General features: G+C 67.1%; 18 protein-coding genes. 10 read left to right on the top strand and 8 right to left on the bottom strand.

Going from position 1 to position 22042, the window contains the following annotated elements:
- Positions 1-167: 167 nt before the first annotated feature.
- Complete coding sequence (locus tag V9K93_RS17460; protein WP_337302941.1) at positions 168-1136, bottom strand: LysR family transcriptional regulator; 969 nt, start codon at positions 1134-1136, stop codon at positions 168-170.
- Between the two features lie 110 nt (positions 1137-1246).
- Here V9K93_RS17460 and aceB point away from each other — a divergent pair, with 110 nt between their 5' ends.
- The 4 genes from aceB to V9K93_RS17440 all read left to right on the top strand — a co-directional run bounded on the left by aceB (position 1247) and on the right by V9K93_RS17440 (position 8231).
- The gene (gene aceB / locus V9K93_RS17455; RefSeq protein WP_337302940.1) at positions 1247-2869 is read left to right on the top strand and encodes a malate synthase A; all 1623 of its coding nucleotides are present in this window, start codon (positions 1247-1249) and stop codon (positions 2867-2869) included.
- Positions 2870-2933: 64 nt separating this feature from the next.
- The gene (gene aceA / locus V9K93_RS17450) at positions 2934-4235 is read left to right on the top strand and encodes an isocitrate lyase (protein WP_004153647.1); all 1302 of its coding nucleotides are present in this window, start codon (positions 2934-2936) and stop codon (positions 4233-4235) included.
- Positions 4236-4655: 420 nt separating this feature from the next.
- Positions 4656-5699 (top strand): GGDEF domain-containing protein, encoded by a 1044-nt coding sequence (locus tag V9K93_RS17445; protein ID WP_337302939.1) that lies wholly within the window; start codon positions 4656-4658, stop codon positions 5697-5699.
- 42 nt (positions 5700-5741) lie between these two features.
- Entirely contained in the window at positions 5742-8231 is a 2490-nt protein-coding gene (locus V9K93_RS17440; RefSeq protein ID WP_337302938.1) for a putative peptide modification system cyclase, read from the top strand.
- 4 nt (positions 8232-8235) lie between these two features.
- On the opposite strand, the gene V9K93_RS17435 is transcribed toward V9K93_RS17440, so the two are convergent.
- On the bottom strand, positions 8236-8523 hold the full coding sequence (locus tag V9K93_RS17435) for an NHLP-related RiPP peptide (protein WP_136639972.1): 288 nt from the start codon (positions 8521-8523) through the stop codon (positions 8236-8238).
- Between the two features lie 119 nt (positions 8524-8642).
- Between V9K93_RS17435 and V9K93_RS17430 the strand changes: the two genes are divergently transcribed.
- On the top strand, positions 8643-9839 hold the full coding sequence (locus tag V9K93_RS17430) for a putative peptide maturation dehydrogenase (protein WP_337302937.1): 1197 nt from the start codon (positions 8643-8645) through the stop codon (positions 9837-9839).
- 18 nt (positions 9840-9857) lie between these two features.
- Here V9K93_RS17430 and V9K93_RS17425 read toward each other — a convergent pair whose 3' ends face one another.
- From V9K93_RS17425 to V9K93_RS17415, 3 genes are read right to left on the bottom strand one after another with little or no spacing between them, the layout of a single operon-like run.
- Entirely contained in the window at positions 9858-11873 is a 2016-nt protein-coding gene (locus V9K93_RS17425) for an acetyl/propionyl/methylcrotonyl-CoA carboxylase subunit alpha (RefSeq protein ID WP_489686273.1), read from the bottom strand.
- Between the two features lie 8 nt (positions 11874-11881).
- Positions 11882-13492: a carboxyl transferase domain-containing protein gene (locus V9K93_RS17420; RefSeq protein ID WP_337302936.1), complete on the bottom strand. Its 1611-nt coding sequence runs from the start codon at positions 13490-13492 to the stop codon at positions 11882-11884.
- A 10-nt stretch (positions 13493-13502) separates the two neighbouring features.
- Positions 13503-14666, bottom strand: coding sequence for an isovaleryl-CoA dehydrogenase (locus tag V9K93_RS17415; protein ID WP_025875795.1), 1164 nt, complete (start codon positions 14664-14666; stop codon positions 13503-13505).
- 159 nt (positions 14667-14825) lie between these two features.
- Here V9K93_RS17415 and V9K93_RS17410 point away from each other — a divergent pair, with 159 nt between their 5' ends.
- From V9K93_RS17410 to V9K93_RS17400, 3 genes are all read left to right on the top strand, one after another.
- Positions 14826-15434 (top strand): TetR/AcrR family transcriptional regulator, encoded by a 609-nt coding sequence (locus V9K93_RS17410; protein ID WP_025875794.1) that lies wholly within the window; start codon positions 14826-14828, stop codon positions 15432-15434.
- Between the two features lie 205 nt (positions 15435-15639).
- The gene (locus V9K93_RS17405; protein ID WP_025875793.1) at positions 15640-16158 is read left to right on the top strand and encodes a c-type cytochrome; all 519 of its coding nucleotides are present in this window, start codon (positions 15640-15642) and stop codon (positions 16156-16158) included.
- A gap of 201 nt (positions 16159-16359) precedes the next feature.
- The gene (locus V9K93_RS17400; RefSeq protein WP_337302935.1) at positions 16360-17799 is read left to right on the top strand and encodes an ExeM/NucH family extracellular endonuclease; all 1440 of its coding nucleotides are present in this window, start codon (positions 16360-16362) and stop codon (positions 17797-17799) included.
- 47 nt (positions 17800-17846) lie between these two features.
- On the opposite strand, the gene V9K93_RS17395 is transcribed toward V9K93_RS17400, so the two are convergent.
- Positions 17847-18224, bottom strand: a complete 378-nt coding sequence (locus tag V9K93_RS17395; protein ID WP_080277675.1) for a DUF3011 domain-containing protein — start codon at positions 18222-18224, stop codon at positions 17847-17849.
- A gap of 156 nt (positions 18225-18380) precedes the next feature.
- Positions 18381-19238 (bottom strand): EamA family transporter, encoded by an 858-nt coding sequence (locus tag V9K93_RS17390; RefSeq protein WP_337302934.1) that lies wholly within the window; start codon positions 19236-19238, stop codon positions 18381-18383.
- A gap of 43 nt (positions 19239-19281) precedes the next feature.
- On the opposite strand from V9K93_RS17390, the gene V9K93_RS17385 reads away from it, so the two are divergent.
- Together V9K93_RS17385 and zapE are read left to right on the top strand one after the other, a co-directional pair.
- The gene (locus tag V9K93_RS17385) at positions 19282-19953 is read left to right on the top strand and encodes an alpha/beta hydrolase (protein WP_136640095.1); all 672 of its coding nucleotides are present in this window, start codon (positions 19282-19284) and stop codon (positions 19951-19953) included.
- Entirely contained in the window at positions 19950-21050 is a 1101-nt protein-coding gene (gene zapE, locus V9K93_RS17380) for a cell division protein ZapE (RefSeq protein ID WP_136640094.1), read from the top strand. The genes V9K93_RS17385 and zapE overlap by 4 nt, the downstream gene beginning before the upstream one ends.
- A gap of 93 nt (positions 21051-21143) precedes the next feature.
- Here zapE and V9K93_RS17375 read toward each other — a convergent pair whose 3' ends face one another.
- Positions 21144-21980 (bottom strand): DUF2884 family protein, encoded by an 837-nt coding sequence (locus tag V9K93_RS17375; protein ID WP_253079591.1) that lies wholly within the window; start codon positions 21978-21980, stop codon positions 21144-21146.
- Positions 21981-22042 lie beyond the last annotated feature (62 nt).

The raw sequence follows: 22042 nt of genomic DNA, 5'->3' as shown, positions 1-22042 counted from the left end.
TCCACGCATGGCGTGGACCAACCGTGTCGACCAAGGTCGACACCCACCAAGAGCAGGCCACACCGCCCCACCCGCCACGGAATCCCCGCTGTTGCCTTTGACGTTGCCGTTTCCTCTGCCGTTACCGTTGATTCGGCAGGTGCAGGGCGCAGCCCTGCCGCACACCCTCACCGCTCCGAATGCCCGCTCTGGTCGTAATCGCGCGGACTGAACAACTCCGGCTGGATCAGCTCGATGAACGCCCGCGCCTGCGCCGACAACGCCTTGCCACGCCGCACGATCACCCCGTAACTGCGTTCGGGGAACCAGCGCTTCATCGAACGCGCCGCCAACCGTTCGCGGTCAGCCTCGTTCAGGCACAGCGCCGGCACGATGGAAATGCCCATGCCCATCGCCACGTACTGCTTGATCACCTCCCAGCCGCCCACCTCCAGCGCGACCGTGTACGCGATGCGGTGACGCTGGAACACCTGGTCCACCAGCCGGTAGGTGATCTGCCGTTTCGGCGGCAGCACCAGCGGATAACGGGCGATGTCGGCCAGTTCCAGCTCGCCACCGCTGGCCAGCGGATGGTCATGCGGGGCGATCAGCACCTGTTCGAAACGGTAGGCCGGCGCATAGCTGAGGTCGGCCGGTACATCGGTCATCGAACCGATCGCCAGGTCGGCGGCGTCCTCGCGCAGCAGGTCGGTGCCGTCGGCGCTGATCGCGTTGTGCAGGGTCAGGCGCACGTCCGGATGATGCAGGCGGAAGCGTTCGACGATCTTCGGCAGCAGGTACAGGATGGTCGAGCTGTTGGCGGCGATGTTCAGCTCGCCCGCGTCCAGGCCACGCACCTTGTCGCGGAAACGCGCCTCCAGCCCGTCCAGGTTCTCCACCAGCGGCTGTGCCATTTCGTACAGCAGCTGGCCCTCGCGGCTGGGCACCAGACGGCGCCCGCTGCGCTCGAACAACGGCACCCCCAGCTCCCGTTCCAGCGCCTGCAACTGCAGGCTGATGGCCGGCTGGCTGACGAAAAGTGCCTCAGCCGCCCGTGAGACTGAGCCCAGGCGTACGGTCTGGCAGAACGCGCGCAGCGGCTTCAGCCGGTCGGATTTGTAGGAAAAACGAGGGCTTGGCGGGGGGCGTGTGCTCATCGTGTCACAAGTATTAGCACAAATTATGTAGAACATTGCAAAAACTGTTTTGCCAAATACTCGGCCCCAGCGGCACCGTGGAGACGTTCCCCCACCGCTGGAGTCGCCCCATGTCCGCCGTCGCTTCCGCTGTTCCCACCCCCGCCAGCAAGGCCACCCCCGGCATCGCCCTGGCGACCCGCGTGGCCGGCCAGGACACCCTGCTGCCGGCGCCGCTGCTGGCCCTGCTGGTGTCGCTGCACCGTGCGGTGGAACCGGGCCGGCAGGCACGGCTGCAGGCGCGCCGCGAGCGCCAGGCGTTCTTCGACCAGGGCGGCTTGCCGGACTTCCGCGAAGACACCGCCGCGATCCGCAGTGGCGACTGGCGCGTTGCCCCGCTGCCGGCCGCGCTGCAGGATCGCCGTGTCGAGATCACCGGCCCGACCGACCCGAAGATGGTCATCAACGCGCTGAACTCCGGCGCCAAGGTGTTCATGGCTGACTTCGAGGACTCGACCTCGCCGACCTGGCGCAACCTGCTGGCGGGTCAGCAGTCGCTGGCTGCCGCAGTGCGTGGCGATCTCGAATACACCGCACCCAATGGAAAGCACTACGCCCTGCGCCCGTACGACGAGCAGGCGGTGCTGATCGTGCGCCCGCGCGGCTGGCACCTGGACGAGAAGCACGTGCGCATCGATGGCCAGTTCATTGCCGGCGGCCTGTTCGATGCGGCGGTGTTCGCCTTCCACAACGCCCGCACCCTGCAGGCCAAGGATCGCGGCCCGTACTTCTACCTGCCCAAGCTGCAGAGCATGGAAGAGGCGGGGTTGTGGGAGACCGCGCTGTCGCACATCGAAGGCATGCTCGGCCTGCCGCACGGCCAGATCAAAGTGACCGTGCTGATCGAAACGCTGCCGGCGGTGTTCGAGATGGACGAGATCCTGCACGCGCTGCGCGATCGCATCGTCGGCCTGAACTGCGGGCGCTGGGATTACATCTTTTCGTACCTGAAGACCTTCCGCCGCCACGCCGATCGCGTGCTGCCCGAGCGCGGCCAGGTGACCATGACCCAGCCGTTCCTGAAGGCGTATTCGGAACTGCTGATCCAGACCTGCCATCGCCGTGGTGCGCATGCGATGGGCGGCATGGCCGCGCAGATTCCGATCAACAACGATGCCGCTGCCAACGAACAGGCGATGGCACGCGTGCGCGCCGACAAGCTGCGCGAAGTGACCGCCGGCCACGACGGCACCTGGGTCGCGCATCCGGCGCTGATTCCGGTGGCGATGGCGATCTTCGACGAACACATGCCCGGTGCGAACCAGCACAGCGTGCTGCGCCAGGATGTGCGCGCAGGCCGTGACGAACTGATCGCACGGCCGCCCGGCACCATCACCCGCGCTGGCTTCGAAGGCAACGTGGAAGTCTGCGTGCGCTACCTGGCCGCCTGGCTGGATGGCAACGGCTGCGTGCCGATCCATCACCTGATGGAGGACGCGGCCACCGCCGAGATCAGTCGCAGCCAGCTGTGGCAGTGGCTGCATACGCCGGGCCAGCAACTGGACGATGGCACTGCGATCGACCCGGCGCTGCTGGATTCCACCCTTTCGCAGCTGCCGGCAAGGATGGGCGATACCAGCGCGCTGCCCGGTGGCGCACGCATCGGCGAGGCCATCGCCCTGCTCGGCGAACTGAGCCGCAGCGAAGAACTGACCGATTTCCTGACCCTGCCGGCCTACGCGCGCATCGACTGATCGCCGCCCGCGTATCCCGCCGTTTCCCTCCCCGCTGCACGCACGAACCGAACTGGAGAAAGACATGAGCAAGCTGCCCACTGCCGAACAGATCCAGCACGACTGGGATACCAACCCGCGCTGGGAAGGCATCCAGCGCAACTACAGCGCCGCCGACGTGGTGCGCCTGCGCGGCACCGTCCACATCGAGCACTCGCTGGCCCGCCTGGGTGCGGAGAAGCTGTGGGCGTCGCTGCATGAGCGCGAGTTCGTCAACGCGCTGGGTGCACTGACCGGCAACCAGGCCATGCAGCAGGTCAAGGCGGGCCTGAAGGCGATCTACCTGTCCGGTTGGCAGGTGGCGGCCGACGCCAACCTGGCCGGTCAGATGTATCCGGACCAGTCGCTGTACCCGGCCGATTCGGTGCCGGCGGTGGTCAAGCGCATCAACAACACGCTGCTGCGCGCCGACCAGCTGCACCACGCTGAGGGCAAGGACGACATCGACTTCCTGCAGCCGATCGTGGCCGATGCCGAAGCCGGTTTCGGTGGCGTGCTCAATGCGTTCGAGCTGATGAAGGCGATGATCGAAGCCGGCGCCGCTGGCGTGCACTTCGAAGATCAGCTGGCCTCGGTGAAGAAGTGCGGCCACATGGGCGGCAAGGTGCTGGTGCCGACCCGCGAGGCGATAGAAAAGCTCAACGCTGCGCGCCTGGCCGCGGACGTGCTGGGCGTGCCGACCCTGCTGGTGGCGCGTACCGATGCCGAGGCTGCCGATCTGCTGACCAGCGACATCGACGGCAACGACAAGCCCTTCGCTACCGGCGAACGCACCGTCGAGGGCTTCTACAAGACCCGCAATGGCCTGGACCAGGCGATCAGCCGCGGCCTGGCCTATGCGCCCTATGCCGACCTGGTGTGGTGCGAGACCGGCAAGCCGGATCTGGAATTCGCTCGGAAATTCGCGGAGGCAATCCATGCGAAGTTCCCAGGCAAGCTGCTGGCCTACAACTGCTCGCCCAGCTTCAACTGGAAGAAGAACCTGGATGACGCCACCATCGCCAAGTTCCAGCGTGAACTGGGCAGCTACGGCTACAAGTTCCAGTTCATCACCCTGGCCGGTTTCCATGCGCTGAACTACGGGATGTTCAACCTGGCCCATGGCTACGCGCGTCGGCAGATGAGCGCGTTCGTGGAACTGCAGGAGGCCGAGTTCGAAGCGGCCGAGCGCGGCTTCACCGCAGTCAAGCACCAGCGTGAGGTCGGCACCGGCTACTTCGATGCGGTGACCCAGGCGATCCAGCAGGGCCAGTCGTCGACCACCGCGCTGACCGGCTCGACCGAGGAAGAGCAGTTCCACGGCGGGCGCAGCGAACGCGCGGCGTGATGCGGTAGTGCCGGCCGCTGGCCGGCAACCACGCGATCCTCCGGGCACCACGGGGAAGCCGGCCAGCGGCCAGGCTCTACCGAAGCCTGGAGATCCGATCAGGGTGGCCAGGGAAGGGCCAGACAACGTCGGCCGGTCGGGGGACCTGCCGGCGTTGTTGTATCGATGCAAAGGCGTGGTCAGCAAGCAGCGTCAATCAGGCGCACCCCCGCGTACCGGCAACTTGGCCGAAAGCCTGTGAAGAGTGCCATCGGGTTGATCCAGCAGGACTTTTGCCCGGACACCCGTGACCAGAACGGCCACCACGCATCCTCACATCAGGCAAGATCGCCGGGGCATTAAAAATGAGATAGGGCGCACACTTTAAAGCGGTGCTATGCTCCGCGGCTCACCAGGGGACGCTGGCGGCGGGTGCAGGGAATGACCGGCAGGGGTGCGGCCGAGAACAGTGATGTGACGTCAGGTATCGCCCGGGTGGCGATGGCCGAGATCGTGCACGCGCTGCTTTCCGCTGCCGAGGTTGCATTGTTTGCCAGATTTGCCCGCCCATGCAAGCTTCATGCCGGACAGTGGTTGTTCCAGCGTGGCCATCGCGGCGAACGGATGTATGTGATCCTCCAGGGCCAGATCGAACTGGACTTCGGCGAGGACCTGGTGATCAAGACGCTCGGCCAGCATGAGTTCTTCGGTGAGCTTGGCCTGCTGGTCGGCGATCACCTGCGCAGCGCCAGTGCACGCGCGCTGGCCGACTGTGAAGTGCTGGAGCTGGGCCCGGCTGACTTCCATCGCCTGGTGGAATCCGATCCCGGCCTGGTCGCCTACTTCCTGCGCCGCACGATCATGCGCGTGCTGACCAACGAGCAGGCCCTGATCAGCCAGCTGCGCCGGCGCAACCACGATCTGGAAACCGCGCTGGACAACCTGTACATCACCACACACCAGTTGACCCACACCCGTGAACTGGTGCGTACCGATGAACTGACCGGGCTGCACAACCGTCGCGGCCTCACCCTGTACCTGCAGGAGTGCCGCGCCGATGGTGACGGGTTGCCGCAGGCACTGCTGCTGATCGACTGCGACCGCTTCAAGCAGATCAATGATCGTCACGGCCACCAGGCCGGCGACCGAGTGCTGCAGAGCATGGGCAACATCCTGCGCTCGATGGCCGGTGAGCAGGACCTGGCCTGCCGCCTCGGCGGCGATGAGTTCTGCCTGATCCTGCGCCGTGGCAACCATGAGATCGTGCAGCACGCGGCCGAGTTCATCCTCAGCGCGGTGCATGGCCTGCTCGAACGCAGTCATGGCACGCCGCATGTCAGCCTGGTCAGCATCGGTGCCAGCCTGCTGGCGCCGGAGGCAGGCTGGAGCGAGTGGTATGCCTGTGCGGATCGTGCGCTGTACCAGGCCAAGCGCGATGGCGGCAACTGCCTGCGCTGGGGCGGCGACTCCGAAAACGGACAATGAGCAGCAGAGGTGGCAATGGACGGCATTCCGGATTTCCTCCCGATGCAGAGTTCGCAAGTGCGGACCCTGCTGTTCACCGATCTGTGCGATTCGCTGCAGCTGGTCGAGCGGATCGGTGACGTTGCCGCCGCTGAGCTGTTCCAGCAGCATGACCGTCTGGTGCTGGGCCTGCAGCAGCGCTGGAACGGCCAGCTGATCGATCGCTCTGACGGATTGTTCATCCTGTTCGAACGTCCCATCGATGGCATCGGCTTTGCCCTTTCCTACCAGAACGCCGTTGATGCACTGGGGCGCGAACGTGGCGTCGTCCTGCGTGCACGCGCCGGCCTGCACGTGGGTGACGTGCTGCTGTGGAACAACAGTGCCGAGGCCGTTGCTCACGGCGCAAAGCCGGTGGAGGTGGAAGGCCTGGCCAAGCCCATGGCTGCGCGCCTGATGCAGCTGGCGTGGCCTGGGCAGGTCCTGCTGTCTTCGGCTGCCGAACAGATGGCGCGTCGGGCAGCCAGCGAACTGCCCTGGGCGGCCGATGAGCTGCGCTGGAAGGATCACGGCTGCTGGCGCTTCAAGGGCATCGGCGAACGCCAGGAAGTCTTCGAGGTGGGACTGCGTGGCAGCGCCCCGCTACGTCGCCCGCGCTCGGGCGAAAAAGCGTGGCGGGATCTGCCGCTGTGGCGTCGCCCAGCCGCGCTGGTGACCGAGGCGGCGCTCATGCTGGCGCTATGCGGAGTGCTGTGGACACTGTTTCGGCCGGCACCGGCCATCGCCTTCGCCGAACGCGATTGGGTGATCGTGGCGGCGGTGCACAACGCCACGGCTTATCCGCAGCTGGACAGCAGCCTGGAGCAGGCGCTGTATATCAGCCTGGGACAGTCGCGCTTCGTCAACATCCTCAGCGAGCTGAAGGTGCGTGACACGCTGCAGCTGATGCAGCGCCCTCCGCAGGCGCGGCTGGACCGCAGGCTGGCCATCGAGGTCGCGCTGCGTGACGGAGTTCGTGCGGTATTGATCCCCAGCGTGCTGGAGCTCAACGGCAAAGTGCGGGTCAGTGTCGAAGTCGTGGATCCGCGTAGTGGACAGACCGTTTACACGCGCTTTGCCGACGGCCGCGGGCTGGACTCCATCCTCGCCTCGACCGATCACGTGGTTGCGGCGTTGCGTACCGACCTTGGCGAAGCGCTTCGTGACGTCGGCGCTGACCAGCGACCGTTGCCTACCGTGGCTACCGCCAATCTGGACGCACTGCATGCGTATGCCAAGGGCGTGGATGCAACGGCTGCGGCGCGCTACGACGATGCGTTGATGTTCTTCGAGCAGGCAACCCGGCTGGATCCTGCCTTTGCCTTCGCCTACGTCGGGCAGATGAACATCCAGCACGCCAAGGGCAACCTGGAGCAGGCCGCGGCGCTGTACCACAAGGCGGTCAGCCAGCGTACGCACCTGACCGCGCGCGACCAGCTCTATCTCGATGCCTGGGCGGCCGATTTCGAAGGTGCACCGCCTGCACGCATCGCTGACAAATGGCGCATGCTGACCGAGTTGTACCCGGACGACCCGGCCGGCTGGATGAACTACGCGATGGTGCTGTTCGCGCAGGGGGACTATGACGGCTCCCTGGCAGCTGCCCAGCCATTGCTTGGCCGCCAGCACTCGCGTCGTGCATTGGTGCTGGCGTTCGTCGCACGGATCCAGCTGGCACGCGGAGAGACGGGCGCCGCAGATGCCGCGCTGCGGGGCGCCCGGCTGCATCCGGGCTGGAATGGCGATGGCATGGAGCCGGTGCTGGCAGCACTGACCGGTGATTTCGCTGCAGCCAACGCCAGTTTCGAAGCCATGGCACCGCTCGGGCTTGGCACGCGCATGGAGCGCGCGGCGGTGCTGGCCATGCAGGACCGCAGGACGGAGGCGGCCGCTGACATGCAACAGCTGGCGTCGCAATGCAGAACTCGCGGCGGCATGTGCGACATCCTGGCCCTGCAGGCACTGGCTTGGCGCGGACAAGCCGGTGCCCCGGCTGTGGAACAGCAGTACCAGCAGGTACTGGACCGGGCATTGGCGGCCATCGATCGCAGTCAGCCGGCGCCCGCGCGCCGCAACGCATTCATTGCCTTGGCGACGGCCTACCATGCCGTACGTGCCGGACAGGCGTCCGTGGTGGCCAATCGGCAGGACGCGCTGCAGGCCCTGCCGGAACGGGATGGTGATCCTCGCCTGCGCGAACTGTGGAACCTGCTGCAGGCGCGTATCGCATTCGACCAGGGCAAGTTGGCGCATGCGCAGTCACTGCTGGCCCAGCGACCCGATGCAAGCCTGTTCCAGTGGCGGGTGTTGCAGCTGGACCTGTTGCGTGCTCGCGGCGACCACGATGCTGCCGTTCGGCAGGCGCATTGGCTGCAGCGTCATGCGGGCCTGGCCTTCGCCGAAAGCATCGGCGACTACGCGCTGCTGCCGCTGAACGTCATGGACGCACAGCGGCTTGCCCTCCAGAAGGGCACAACCCTCGCCGCTGGCACAGGCGCGCCGGTCGCACCCTGATCGATCAATCGTGCTTCAGGCCGGGCAGGCCGTCCTCGAACAGGAACGGCACGTTGAAGGCCGCGCGTGCGCTCAGCAGGCTGCTCATGCGCGAGGCCGCCTCGGCGAACTCCTGCTTGCCCCCCAGCGTCGCCAGCGGCGCGCGGCAGGCATGCACAGTAGCTTCGTCGGCACCCAGCGCCAGCAGGGCCTTGCCTGGGTCGGCACTGAAGGCTACGCGGAAGTCATCGTCGTGGGACAGGCGCTCCAGCAGCTGCTGGACGACGTCGGCGGAGAGGGGGGATGCAGACATGGGGCACTACCAGAAGGTGGAAAGTACAAGTATCGGCTGCCGTACAGGGGAGTTGATGGCCGCCTGCGGGCTGCGCGCTATCATCGTCGACCATGCAGGCCCTGGGATGACAGATCCACATGAATTTCCGCCGTTGCCTGATGATGATGGTGGAGCCGATCGAGCGCCCCAGGTTCGACCTGGCTGGCGTACTGGGTGGCGGTACCGGCGTTGATTTCGAGCGTTCGCTGCAGGTCCGTGCCGCGCACCTGCGGGAACCGCGTGTGATCGATGCAGCAAGCTGCATGTGGCTGCTTCAGTGCAGTGCAGAGCAATGGCAGCCGCTTCCTTCGGATCCGCAGGCGCGCGCTGATGTCCTGACGCTGCTGGAACTGGGGTTGCTGGTCAGCGATGATCCGGCCCACGCGCAGGCCTTGGCAATCGAGCAGCAGGTACGCGACAGTCACTGGTGGCCATTGTCGGCGCTGCACTACCAGCAGTCGTGCTGGGACGAGGTGGACAGCGTGCAGGACATGGAGCAGCACCAGCTGGTGACCGCACGCGATCTGGTGCGCAGCTACGGCAGTCCGCCGCCCGAGGCACCTCCGCGTATACATGGCGCGCGGGCACTGCCTTGCTACGAGGATGATCCGATGCAGCCGCAGCTGCAGGCACGGGCTACCTGCCGCAACTTCGATACCGGGCGTGCGCTGCCGTTGCCACTGCTGGCCCGCGTGCTGCAACAGGTGCTGATGGCACAGGCCGAGGTGGAAACCGATCCAGGTGTCCGGTTCCTGAAGAAGAACGTGCCTTCAGCCGGCAGCCTGCATCCGCTGGAGGCCTACTTACTGGTACGCAACGTGGAGGGAATGGCCCCGGGGCTGTATCACTACCATGCGGTGGCGCACGAGCTCGGCCGGCTGTCGGCACAGCCACAGGACATGGAGTCGCTGTGCCAGCGCTTGCTGGCCGGGCAGCATTGGTTCGCCGATGCACACGTGCTGCTGGTGCTGGTGTGCCGCTTCGAGCGCAACTTCTGGAAGTATCGGAACCATGCCAAGGCCTACCGTGCCGTCACGCTGGATGCCGGCCATGTTTCACAGGCACTGTATGCGTCGGCCACCGCACTGGGCCTGGGCGCTTTTGTTACAGCGGCCATCAACGAAGCCGAGGCCGGGCGTGCATTTGGCCTGCAGCCGATGGCCGAAGGTGCGTTGGCGATCTGCGGGCTGGGCTGGCGCAGTGGCACAAAGACCACCGCGGAGCTGGACCCGGATGGCCACGTGTGGCCACGTTCGGACCCACGCGCGGGGGATGCCGACGCAGCCGGGCCCTAGGGCCCGGCGCGTCATCGTTCACGCCGCCTCGAAGTCCACCAGCACCGCGCCATCACCTACCTGGTCGCCGGCCTTGGCGCGGTAGCCCTTCACCGTGCCATCGGCCGGTGCCTGCAGGGTGTGCTCCATCTTCATCGCCTCCAGCACCACCAGCGGCGTACCGCGCTTGACCTCGGTACCGGCCGCGACCAGCGTGGCCACGATCTTGCCCGGCATCGGGGCCAGCAGGCTGCCGGCGTCGGCCACGGCAGTGTCCGATTCGCCCACCGGATCATGCAGGGTGAAGCGGTGCTGGCCATCGGCGCCGAACAGGTACAGCTGGTCGCCCTCGCGCAGCAGCTGCAACGTCCAGCGACGCTCGCCCAGCTGTACCGTCAGGCCGTGTGCATCGGCCGCACCGATCACCTGCACCGGTGCTGCGTCATCGCTCTGCACACGCCAGCCATCGGCCTGCGCCCATACCTTCAGCGTGTGCGTGCGTTCGCCCTGCTGCAGCGGCAGCACGCGCGGGGCGGCGGCACCAAGACGCCAGCCATCCTGCGCCTGCCACGGCGAATGCGGGTCGCGCGCATCGCTGCCGGCGCGCGCGGTAGTGGCCACAGCGGCAACCGCTGCCAGCTGCCACAGCGCATCGTCGCTGTCGCCGAACGCGTTCAATGCCGCCTGTTCGCGTTCGATCAGCGCGGTATCCAGCTTCGCGTGCGCGAACGAATCGGTGTTCACCAGCCGACGCAGGAAGCCGGCATTGGTGGTCACGCCCACCACCTGGCAGTCGGCCAGGGCCTGGCTCATGCGGCGCAGGGCCGCCTCGCGATCGACGTCCCAGACGATCAGCTTGGCGATCATCGGATCGTAGTACGGGGTGATGCTGTCGCCTTCCTCCACGCCGGTATCCACGCGCACATGGGCCGACGCAATCGGCAGGCGCAGGCGGCGCAGGGTGCCGGTGGAGGGCAGGAAGCCACGGTCGGCGTCCTCGGCGTACAGGCGCGCTTCGATCGCATGGCCATGGATGGCCAGCTGCTCCTGGCGCAGCGGGAGCGGTTGGCCCGAGGCCACGCGCAGCTGCCACTCCACCAGATCGGTGCCAGTGATGTATTCGGTTACCGGGTGCTCGACCTGCAGGCGGGTGTTCATTTCCATGAAATAGAAATCGCCGTCCGGGCCGGCAATGAACTCCACCGTGCCCGCGCCCACGTATCCCACCGCGCGCGCGGCATCGACCGCGGCCTTGCCCATCGCGGCGCGGCGTTCGGCGCTCATGCCCGGTGCGGGCGCTTCTTCCAGCACCTTCTGGTGGCGGCGCTGCACCGAGCAGTCGCGCTCGAACAGGTAGACCGCATCGCCGTGGCTGTCGCCGAACACCTGGATCTCGATATGGCGCGGACGCTCGACGTACTTCTCGACCAGTACGTGGTCGTTACCGAACGCCGATGCCGCCTCACGCTGGCAGCTGGCCAGTGCATCGACGAAGTCCTCGCTGCGATCAACCTTGCGCATGCCCTTGCCACCGCCACCGGCGCTGGCCTTGATCAGCACCGGGTAGCCGATGCCGTCGGCCTGCGTGCGCAGGAAGTCCGGTTCCTGCTGGTCGCCGTGGTAGCCCGGCGTCAGCGGTACACCGGCCTTGGCCATCAGCGCCTTGGCCGCGCTCTTGTCGCCCATCGCGCGGATCGCGGTGGCCGGCGGGCCGATGAAGGTGATGCCGGCGGCGGCACAGGCATCTGCGAAATCGGCGTTCTCGGACAGGAAGCCGTAGCCGGGATGGATCGCCTGCGCACCGCTGCGGCGTGCGGCGTCCAGCAACACGTCGCCGCGCAGGTAGCTTTCGCGCGCTGCGGCCGGGCCGATGTGGATGGCCTCGTCGGCCAGGCGCACGTGGCGCGCGTTGCGGTCGGCATCGGAATACACCGCCACCGTGGCGATGCCCAGGCGGTGGCAGGTCGCGATGACGCGGCAGGCGATCTCGCCACGATTGGCGATCAGGACTTTGGTGAACATGGCAACGTGCTTCATAGGAGCTTGCTCGGTCATGGCACGGGTTACATGCGGAACACGCCGAAGCGCGTCTGCTGCGGGGCGGCGTTGAGGCTGGCCGACAGCGCCAGGGCGAGCACGCGGCGGGTATCGACCGGATCGATCACACCGTCGTCCCACAGGCGCGCGCTGGCGTAGTACGGGTGTCCCTGCTGCTCGAACTGGTCGCGGATCGGTGCCTTGAAGGCGTCTTCCTCCGCTGCCGGCCACTGGCCGCCCTTGGCTTCGATGCCATCGCGCTTGACCGTGGCCAGCACGCTGGCGGCCTGCTCGCCGCCCATCACGCCGATACGCGCGTTCGGCCACATCCACAGGAAGTTGGGCGAGTACGCGCGGCCGCACATGCCGTAGTTGCCGGCGCCGAACGAACCACCGATCACCACGGTGAACTTGGGCACCTTGGCGCAGGCCACCGCCATCACCAGCTTGGCCCCGTCCTTGGCGATGCCGCCCTGTTCGTACTTGCGGCCAACCATGAAGCCGGTGATGTTCTGCAGGAACACCAGCGGAATGTTGCGCTGGGTGCACAGCTCGATGAAGTGCGCGCCCTTCAGTGCGGATTCGGAGAACAGGATGCCGTTGTTGGCGATGATGCCGATCGGGTAACCGTTCAGATGCGCAAAGCCGGTGACCAGCGTGGCGCCGTAGCGTGGCTTGAACTCATCGAAGCGCGAGCCATCGACCAGCCGTGCGATCACTTCGCGCACGTCGTAGGGCTTGCGCGTGTCGGCCGGAATCACCCCGTACAGCTCGTGTGCCGGCAGCAGCGGCTCTTCCGTTGCCTGCACCGCCATCGCCGGTTCCGGCTTGCGCCAGTTGAGCTGGGCGATGATCGCGCGCACTCGTGCCAGCGCCTGCAGATCGTTGTCGGCCATGTGGTCGGCCACGCCGGAAATGCGCGTGTGCACGTCCGCACCGCCAAGTTCCTCGGCCGTCACCACTTCACCGGTGGCGGCCTTCACCAGCGGCGGGCCGCCGAGGAAGATGGTGCCCTGTTCGCGCACGATCACCGTCTCGTCGCTCATCGCCGGCACATAGGCACCACCGGCGGTGCAGCTGCCCATCACGCAGGCGATCTGCGGGATGCCCTGCGCGGACAGGTTGGCCTGGTTGTAGAAGATGCGGCCGAAATGATCGCGGTCCGGGAACACCTCATCCTGCAGCGGCAGGAAGGCACCACCGGAATCGACCAGGTAGATGCACGGCAGGTGGTTCTGCTCGGCAATCTCCTGCGCGCGCAGGTGCTTCTTCACCGTCATCGGGTAGTAGGTGCCGCCCTTGACCGTGGCGTCGTTGGCCACGATCACGCATTCCACGCCGCTCACGCGGCCGATGCCGGCGACCACGCCCGCAGCAGGCACGGCATCGTCGTACATGCCATGCGCGGCCAGCGGCGCGATCTCAAGGAAGGCGCTGCCAGGGTCGAGCAGGGCGTCGATGCGGTCGCGCACCAGCAGCTTGCCGCGTGCGGTGTGCTTGGCACGCGCTGCTTCGCTGCCACCCAGCGCGGCGCGGGCGAGGGTGGCATGCAGGTCGTCGACCACGGCCTGCATCGCGGCGCGGTTGCTTTCAAACGTTTCGCTGCCCGGTTGCAGCTGGCTGTTCAGGACGGTCATCGCGATAGCCTTACAGAGTGCGCTGGAACAGTTCGCGGCCGATCAGCATGCGGCGGATCTCAGAGGTGCCGGCGCCGATTTCATACAGCTTGGCGTCGCGCCACAGACGGCCGGTCGGGTACTCGTTGATGTAGCCGTTGCCGCCCAGGATCTGGATCGCCTGGCCGGTCAGCCAGGTGGCCTTTTCAGCGGCGTACAGAATGGCACCGGCGGCATCCTGGCGGGTGGTGCGGCCCTGGTCGCAGGCGCGCGCCACGGCATACACATAGGCGCGGCAGGCACCCAGGCCCACGTACATGTCGGCGATCTTGGCCTGGATCAGCTGGAAGCTGCCGATCGGCTCACCGAACTGGTGGCGTTCGTGCACGTACGGCATTACCACGTCCATGGCAGCGGCCATCAGGCCCAGCGGGCCGCCGGACAGCACCACGCGCTCGTAGTCCAGGCCGGACATCAGCACGCGCACGCCGCCGCCGACCGCGCCCAGCACGTTTTCTTCGGGAATCTCGCAGTCCTGGAACACCAGTTCGCAGGTGGGCGAAGAGCGCATGCCCAGCTTGTCCAGCTTCTGCGCGGTGGAGAAACCCTTCATGCCCTTCTCGACCAGGAACGCGGTGATGCCCTTGGCGCCGGCTTCGACATCGGTCTTGGCGTACACCACCAGCACGTCGGCGTCGGGGCCGTTGGTGATCCACATCTTGTTGCCGTTGAGCACGTAGCGGTCGCCGCGCTTGTCCGCGCGCAGCTTCATCGACACCACGTCCGAACCCGCACCCGGTTCGCTCATCGCCAGCGCGCCGACCTTGGCGCCGCTGCACAGGTCTGGCAGGAAGCGCTGCTTCTGCGCTTCGGTGCCGTTCTTGCGCAGCTGGTTCACGCACAGGTTCGAGTGCGCGCCGTAGGACAGGGCGATGCCGCCGGAGGCGCGGGAGATTTCTTCCATCGCCACCACGTGGGCCAGGTAGCCCATGCCGGTGCCGCCGTATTCTTCTTCCACGGTCAGGCCCAGCAGGCCCTGTTCGCCCAACTTGGGCCATAGTGCCAACGGGAACTGGTTGGTTGCATCGGCCTCGGCCGCGAGCGGCGCGATCTCGGCAGCGGCAAAATGGGCCACGCTCTGGCGCAGCAGGTCGATATCTTCGCCGAGGTCGAAGTTCAGGGATGGCACGTGCATTGCGATGGCTCCACGAGGGAAGGTGGGGAATGGACGCACCCGGAAGGGGAAGCGGGCGGCCGTTCACAGCAGCGGCCCGCGCGGGCGATTGGAGCCCAGCGTAGCGGGGTTCGGGTAAGAAGTGAATACAAATTCAAAAATTGAAACCAGACTCAGAACATGGCCTACAAACGCTCAGCATTGATGGAAGAACGCCTGGCCGGGGCCCGTGAACGGATCCTGCTGGCCACCCGCGAACTGGTCGCCACCGGCGGCTGGCGCAACGCGCCGGTAACCGCCGTGGCCACCCAGGCCGGGGTCTCCACCGGCCTGATCTACCGCCACTTCCCGTCCAAGGCCGAGCTGTTCGTGGAAGTGCTCAACGCTGCCGTGGCCCATGAGGTGGCGATCATGGAACGCATCGCCAGTGCGCCGCAGCCGGCCAGCGTGCGCCTGCGCCAGGCCATCACCGCCTTCGTCCGCCGCGCCCTGGCCGGCCCGGGCCTGGCCCATGCCTTCATCGTCGAACCGGTGGACCCGGACGTGGAAGCCGAGCGCATGCGCGGCCGCCGTGCCTTCGGTGACGTGTTCCTGCGCCTGGTGGAAGAGGGCGTGGCGGCCGGTGAACTGCCGGCACAGGACGCGCACGCTGCCGCTGCCTGCCTGGTGGGTGCCTTCACCGAAGCGATGGTGGGCCCGACCGCACCCAGCCGCGAAGCGCACCGCGACGAGGACGCTCTGGTCGAGGCCATCTGCAGTTTCTGCCTGCGGGCTGTTGGCGCAGGGTGATGCCGCCGTTGCGGGTGCCGGGCGGCTTCTACCGCGCTTCGCGCTCGCCGGGCGCGGTCCGGCGCCACCCGCACGCGGCCACGGCCGCATGCTGCGCCGCACCAGCTGTGATGCCTGTTGTCGTGCGCGGCGTGCGTTCTATACTCGGCCCATCACGCAGTCGCTCAGCCGTGGTCCAACGACTATCAGCCAGGGGTAACGAAGAGTGCGGAATTACGATCTGGAGTTCCTGAAACGCTTCTCCATGGTGATCGCGCTGTTGATGGCCATCACCCTCGGTCTGATCCTGCTGGCCGCGTTCATCCACACCCGGATTCCGCCCGAGGTGTCGCCCACCGCCGCCAAACGCACTGAACAGCGCATCTCGCCCACTGGCGCGGTATACGCCGGCAGCACCGGCGCCGCCGCGCAGGCCGCGGCCAAGGCCGCAGCGCTGGCCAAGGCCGCCTCGCAGGTGGCCTACGGCGGTACCAAGGATGGCAAGGTGATCTTCGACAACCTGTGCACCGCCTGCCATACCACTGGCGTGGGCATGGCGCCGACGCTGGACCACTCGCACTGGGACAAGCGCCTGGCGCAGGGCAAGGACACCCTCTACAAGCACGCCATCGAGGGCTACACCGGCCCCGACGGCGGCATCATGCCGCCCAAGGGCGGCAACCCGGCGCTCACCGAGGAGCAGATCCACGCCACCGTGGACTGGATGCTGGGCAATCTGAAATAGCGGACGCCGCCGCGTCCACTGGTAGTGCCAGCCGCTGGCCGGCAGCCACGCATCGCATGAAGGTCATGAGGTTGCCGGCCAGCGGCCGGCACTACCCGGCTTTGCCCACCAAGGCCTGATCGCCCCTATGCCCCCGCTGCGCAGGCGGGGTTTCGCATTTCAGGGTTAGTCTGTGCGCCTCTTCCGTGGAGTCGTCTGTCGATGCGTCGCCGTTCCCTCGCCCTTGCCCTGTCCCTGCTGATGCCGGCATCCGCTTTCGCCCAGGCCCAGCCACAGGTTGCGCCGACCTCGGCGCCTGCGCCACGCAGCCCAGCCACTGTCACCCTGGCCGCCGCGCCGGCCGACTGGCGTGCACTGGATGGGCAGCACGTGCGCATCGCCGCGCCGCTCACCCTGGCCGGCACCGATGGCCTGGAACGCTTCGGCCAGCTCACCGTCGCCTTCGATGGCCGCCTGTGGCAGCCGACCGAAGTGGCCGCGCCCGGCAGTGCCGGGATCGAACAGGTGATGGCCGACAACCAGCGCCGCCGCCTGCTGCTGGACGATGGCAGCGATATGCGTGATCCGGCCAGCGTCGCCTACCTGCCGGGCAACCCGGTGCTGCGTACCGGCATGCAGCTGCGCAACGTGGAAGGCACCGTGCGCGTGGACGCGCAGGCCCGGCCCAGCCTGCAGGTGGACGGTGTACTGAAGCTGCCGGACCTGCAGCGCCCGGCCGTGCCGAGCGTACCCGGCCGCCTGCACATCGCTGCGTTCAACCTGGAGAATTTCTTCAATGGTGACGGCAAGGGCGGTGGGTTCCCGACCCTGCGCGGCGCGCGCACGCTGGACGAGCACAAGGCGCAGGTCGGCAAGCTGGTCGCCACCGTCAACGCGCTGGGCGCCGACATCGCCGCGCTGATGGAACTGGAGAACGACGGTTACGGCCCGCAGTCGGCCATCGCCGAACTGGTGGATGCGCTCAATGCCGGCCTCGCCGCAGACAAACAGTGGGCGTTCGTCGATGCCGGCCAAGGCCCCGGCAGCAATCCGATCCGCGTCGGCATCATCTACCGCAAGAGCGAATTCAAGCCGCTCGGCACGCCGCTGACCAAGCTCGACGGCCCCTTCGTCGAACACAGCCGTGCGCCGCTGGCACAGGCCTTCCAGGGCAAGGGCGGGCCGTTCATGGTGGTTGCCAACCACTTCAAGTCCAAGGGCTGCCGCGATGCCAGCGGCGCCGACGCCGACCGCAATGACGGGCAGGGCTGCTGGAACGCCACCCGCGTGGAATCGGCCAGGCAGCTCAACACCTGGGTGCAGGCCGAAGCCGCGCGCCTGAAGGTGAAGGACGTGGTGCTGATGGGCGATTTCAACGCCTACGCCATGGAAGATCCGATCCGCACCCTGCACGACCTCGGCTGGCAGGATGCCTTCAAGGTGGCCAAGGTCGAACAGCCCTACAGCTACGTCTACAACGGCTACACCGGCCGCCTCGATCATGCGCTGCTCAGCCCGACCATGGCCAAGCGCCTCGCCGGCGCCGCCGAGTGGCACAGCAATGCCGACGAGCAGGACGCCAGCGGCTACCAGGGCCGCAACGTGCAGGGCCCGTGGCGCAGCTCCGACCACGACCCGCTGCTGCTGGGCTTCGATCGCTGAGTGGGTGCCCGGCCGGCCCTGTGCGGACCGGCCGGACGGCCTGCTGCTCATCGCCAGTAGTAGCGCTCGATGCGGAAGGTTGCACGGCAGCCGTTGTCGACCCAGATCGTGCCGCGGTCCACGCCCCAGTCGCGTCCCTGCAGGCAGGAGGCATGTGACTCGCGGTTGATCAGGTGCACGCTGTCCTTCTGTGAGACCTGTACATGGCAATGCGCGCGACGCTGGTCGCGGCTGCTGCAGCTCACCACTTCCGAGCTTGAATCGCCGCGATGGGTTTGTACGGGGGGCGGATAGGCGGGATAGCGCGGATAGGCCGGTTCATGTGATGGATAGCCGATCCCGCCGCTGAAATCGGGATAGCCTCCGATGCTGCTGCAACCGGTCAGGGTTGCGGCCAGCAGCATGAGAGCGCACACGTGTTTCATCACATTCTCTCCAGATGCAGGTCCGGTCGAGTCTAGGCAGCGGGATGCCCATCACGACGGAACTGCACTGTGAGCGGCGTCAACGTATCAATCGAAATGCGCAGCAGGATCGGAATCTTCTGCACCGGCTATCGGCAACGGCGCGAACTGTGCCCATCAACCCAGCGCGATCAGGGTGATCGCGACTACCGCCAGCGCCAGTCCGAGGCGGTTCCACCGGCTCATAGGCTCGCCGAAGGCGAATACGCCAACCAGCGCACCCAGCACCACCACGCCGATGTTCATGCCGGCGAACACGGTGGCCGGGCTGTCCGGCATCGACTGGTGCGCATGCACATAGAAAAGAATGTTGCCGCCGTTGAGCAGGCCCAGCAGTGCACCCGCACCCAGGTTGCGCCAGGCCAGGCGGCTGCGCCCACTGAAATGCCGCCACAACTGCAGCGCCAGCATCAGTACGAAGGCCACGCTGAAACTGGCCAGCATCGCGGCCATCGACGGCGTGCCCGACAGCGCCACCTGCTTGAGCAGCACGTCCACCACCGCGAACCCGGCCCAGACGCCCAGCAGCCAGCCCCAGCCACCGGGTGAGGACGCCACCGCCGGTCCGCGCGGGCGCAGGCTGATGGCCACCATCGCCAGCAGACCCAGGCCGAGACCGGCCAGCTTCCACGGCGTGGCGGTCTGGCCGAAGAACAGGAAGGCCGCCGCCAATGACAGCAGCAGCGACAGCCGCTGCGCCACGTCGCTGCGGACGATGCCGGCCACCGCCACCGCGCGGCCCAGCACCAGGAAGATCGACGGCAGCACCACCGCCAGCGCCAGCAGCGACAGCCATGGCGCGTGTGGTGCGCGCAGCGCATCCATCGGCGGCTGCAGCACCACGGCGGTGAGCGTTGCCGCCACCAGATAGTTCCAGGTGACCATCTGCGCAACATCCAGCTGGCGGCGGCTGGCCAGCTTCAACAACACCGAAACCAGCACACTGCAGATCACGGCCAAGGACAGGTAGAGCATGGGGCGGGCACAGGGCAGGGGCGGGGGACGCTATCATGGTGCCATGCACAAGCCCTCGTTCCCTGTCGCCGCTGGCGAAACTGCATGCCTGGTGCTGGATGGCCCGGTTGGTCCGCTGGAGGTGGTCGTCGACCTGCCCAAGGCCGATGTGCCGGCGCAGCCGATCGTGGCCATCATCTGCCATCCGCTGTCCACCGAAGGCGGCACCCTGCACAACAAGGTGGTCACCATGACCGCCACCACCCTGCGCGAGCTGGGCATCGCCACGGTGCGCTTCAACTTCCGCAGCGTCGGTGGTTCGGCCGGTGAGTTCGATCACGGCGTGGGCGAGCAGGACGACCTGAAGGCGGTTGCCGCCTGGGTGCAGAGCCAGCGCCCCGACGACCGCCTGTGGCTGGCCGGTTTCAGCTTCGGCTCGTTCGTTTCGTTGAAGGCTGCTGCCGAGCTGCAGCCGGAAGCGCTGATCTCGATCGCGCCGCCGGCCGGCCGCTGGGATTTCGATGGCATCGCGCCCCCGGCGCGCTGGCTGGTGATACAGGGCGAGCAGGACGAGATCGTCGATCCGCAGGCCGTCTACCAGTGGCTGGACACGCTGGCGTTCCCGCATGAGCTGGTACGCATGCCGGAGACCAGCCACTTCTTCCACCGCAAGCTGATCGATCTGCGCGGCGCGTTGACCCACGGCGTCAAGCACTGGCTGGGCGCGGCGGCATGAGTGCAACCGAGTTGACCCCGTCGCAGCGGTACGCGGAAGGGGTTGCCCGTGGCGACTGGCAGAACGACCCGGCCCAGCACGCCGCGCTGGCCGAACTGGACCGCATCCACCTGGGCCTGCTGGACAGTGCCGAGGACGGCTGGCTGGACCGCCTGTCCTCGTTCTGGAAGAAGCCCGAGCCGGTCAAGGGCCTGTACTTCTGGGGCGGCGTCGGTCGTGGCAAGACCTTCCTGGTCGACCTGTTCTACGACGGCCTGCCGATCAAGCAGAAGTACCGCACCCATTTCCACCGTTTCATGCGCAGCGTCCACGAGCGCCTGCGTGAGCACCAGGGGCAGAGCGATCCTCTGGCGAAGATCGCCCAGGAGTGGCGCAGCAACCTGCGCGTGCTGGTGCTGGACGAATTCTTCGTCACCGACATCGGCGACGCCATGTTGCTGGCGCGGCTGCTGGAGCGGATGTTCGCCGAGGGCGTGACCCTGGTCACTACTTCCAATACGGCGGTGGAAAACCTGTACCTCAACGGCTTGCAGCGTGAGAGTTTCATGCCGGCCATCGGCCTGCTGCAGCGCTTCTGCGTCGAGCTGTACGCCGAGGGCACCGAGGACTACCGCATGCGCGCGCTGACCCGCTCGCCGGTGTACCGCGCACCGTTGGCCGCCGACAGCGACGACTGGCTGGCCACGCGCTGGAACGAATTGAGTGGCGGCCAGCCGGCCAAGACCGGCAACATCGAGATCGAGGGCCGCAAGATCCCGGTTCGTGGCCGTGGCAAGAGCATTGCCTGGTTCGATTTCGCCGCCCTGTGCGAGGGCCCGCGCGGCCCGTCGGACTACATCGAGATCGCGCACGAGTTCAACACCGTGCTGCTGGGCGGCATCCCTGCGTTCGACCGCCTGAACGAAGATGCCGCGCGCCGCTTCGTCAATCTGATCGACGAGCTGTACGACCGCCATGTCAACCTGGTCTGTACCGCCAGCACTTCGCCGGTCGAGCTGTATTCCGGCACCCGCCTGCAGGGCGCGTTCGAGCGCACCGCCTCGCGCCTGATTGAAATGCAGAGCGCCGAATACCTGGGTACCCCGCACCGGGCGTGAGGGGTTCTGCGGGAGTGCGTTGCCGGCCAGCGGCCGGCACTACCACGCTAGGGTTCCGGTAGTGCCGGCCGCTGGCCGGCATACGCAGCGCAGTTATCGGGAGGGTGCCACGGCATTCCCACGTGGCTGCTCATCCGGCCCGGCCGAGACATGCAGCCCCGAGCCGGTGCCGTGCTCCACCCGCACGCTCGCGTCGCGCTGCAGCAGCCGTAGCGGCTGGCCCTGGTAGCGCACCTCCAGCGCATCGTGGGCCTCTGCCAGTGACCGCACCAGCGGGCATAGCGCCATGGCCTTGGCCTCCAGCTGCTGGCTGCGTGCCTCCATGCGGCGGTCCACTTCCGCATCGAGGCGGTCGGCGCGGCGCTCCATGGCGCCGGCGCGGCCGGTGAACACCTGCCACAACACGCTGCGGGTCATCGACCCGGCCATCGTCTCGGCCATCTGCTCGATGTGCGCATCGAAGCCGTCGCCGAAGGCCTCCTGTTCCCAGTAGCCGCGGCCCAGGCTGGCGTCGATCCAGTCCTGCATCTCGCCGCGCATCGCACGCATCTGGCGGTTGCGGGACTTGCCGGTGATGGCTTCGAAGGCGGCGTCCAACGCATCGAAGGTGACTGCGGAGACTTCGTGGGCCAGCGCCGTGGCCGCTGGCATCAGCTGGCGGGCACCGGCCTCCATCTGCCGCAGGCGGGCGGCGTCGGCGGTGCTGACCGTCACCATCCTGCCGTCCAGGCTCAGCTCGCCGTCGTGGAACACCACTTCATGCGGTGCCTGTGGGCCGTGCCGCAGCCAGATGCCGCCGCTGTCCACCAGCACGTCGTAGTCGGTATGGATGCCGCACTGGTCTGAACGCAGGTCCGGTCCTTCGGCGGCCAGTGCCGGGGCAATGAACAGGGCGGGCAGCAGGGCCAGGGCGGGCAGTGACAGGCGCATCGGAACATCCTTCTCCGGAACCGAAGGTCCCCAGCATCCGCTGCCTGGGCAAGGCCGTCACC

The organism is Stenotrophomonas sp. CCNWLW162 (genome assembly GCF_037203745.1).
GTDB classification, from domain to species: domain Bacteria; phylum Pseudomonadota; class Gammaproteobacteria; order Xanthomonadales; family Xanthomonadaceae; genus Stenotrophomonas; species Stenotrophomonas maltophilia_AQ.
The sequence above is the reverse complement of the archived record's forward strand: the minus strand, read 5'-3'. Positions and strand labels throughout refer to the sequence as shown.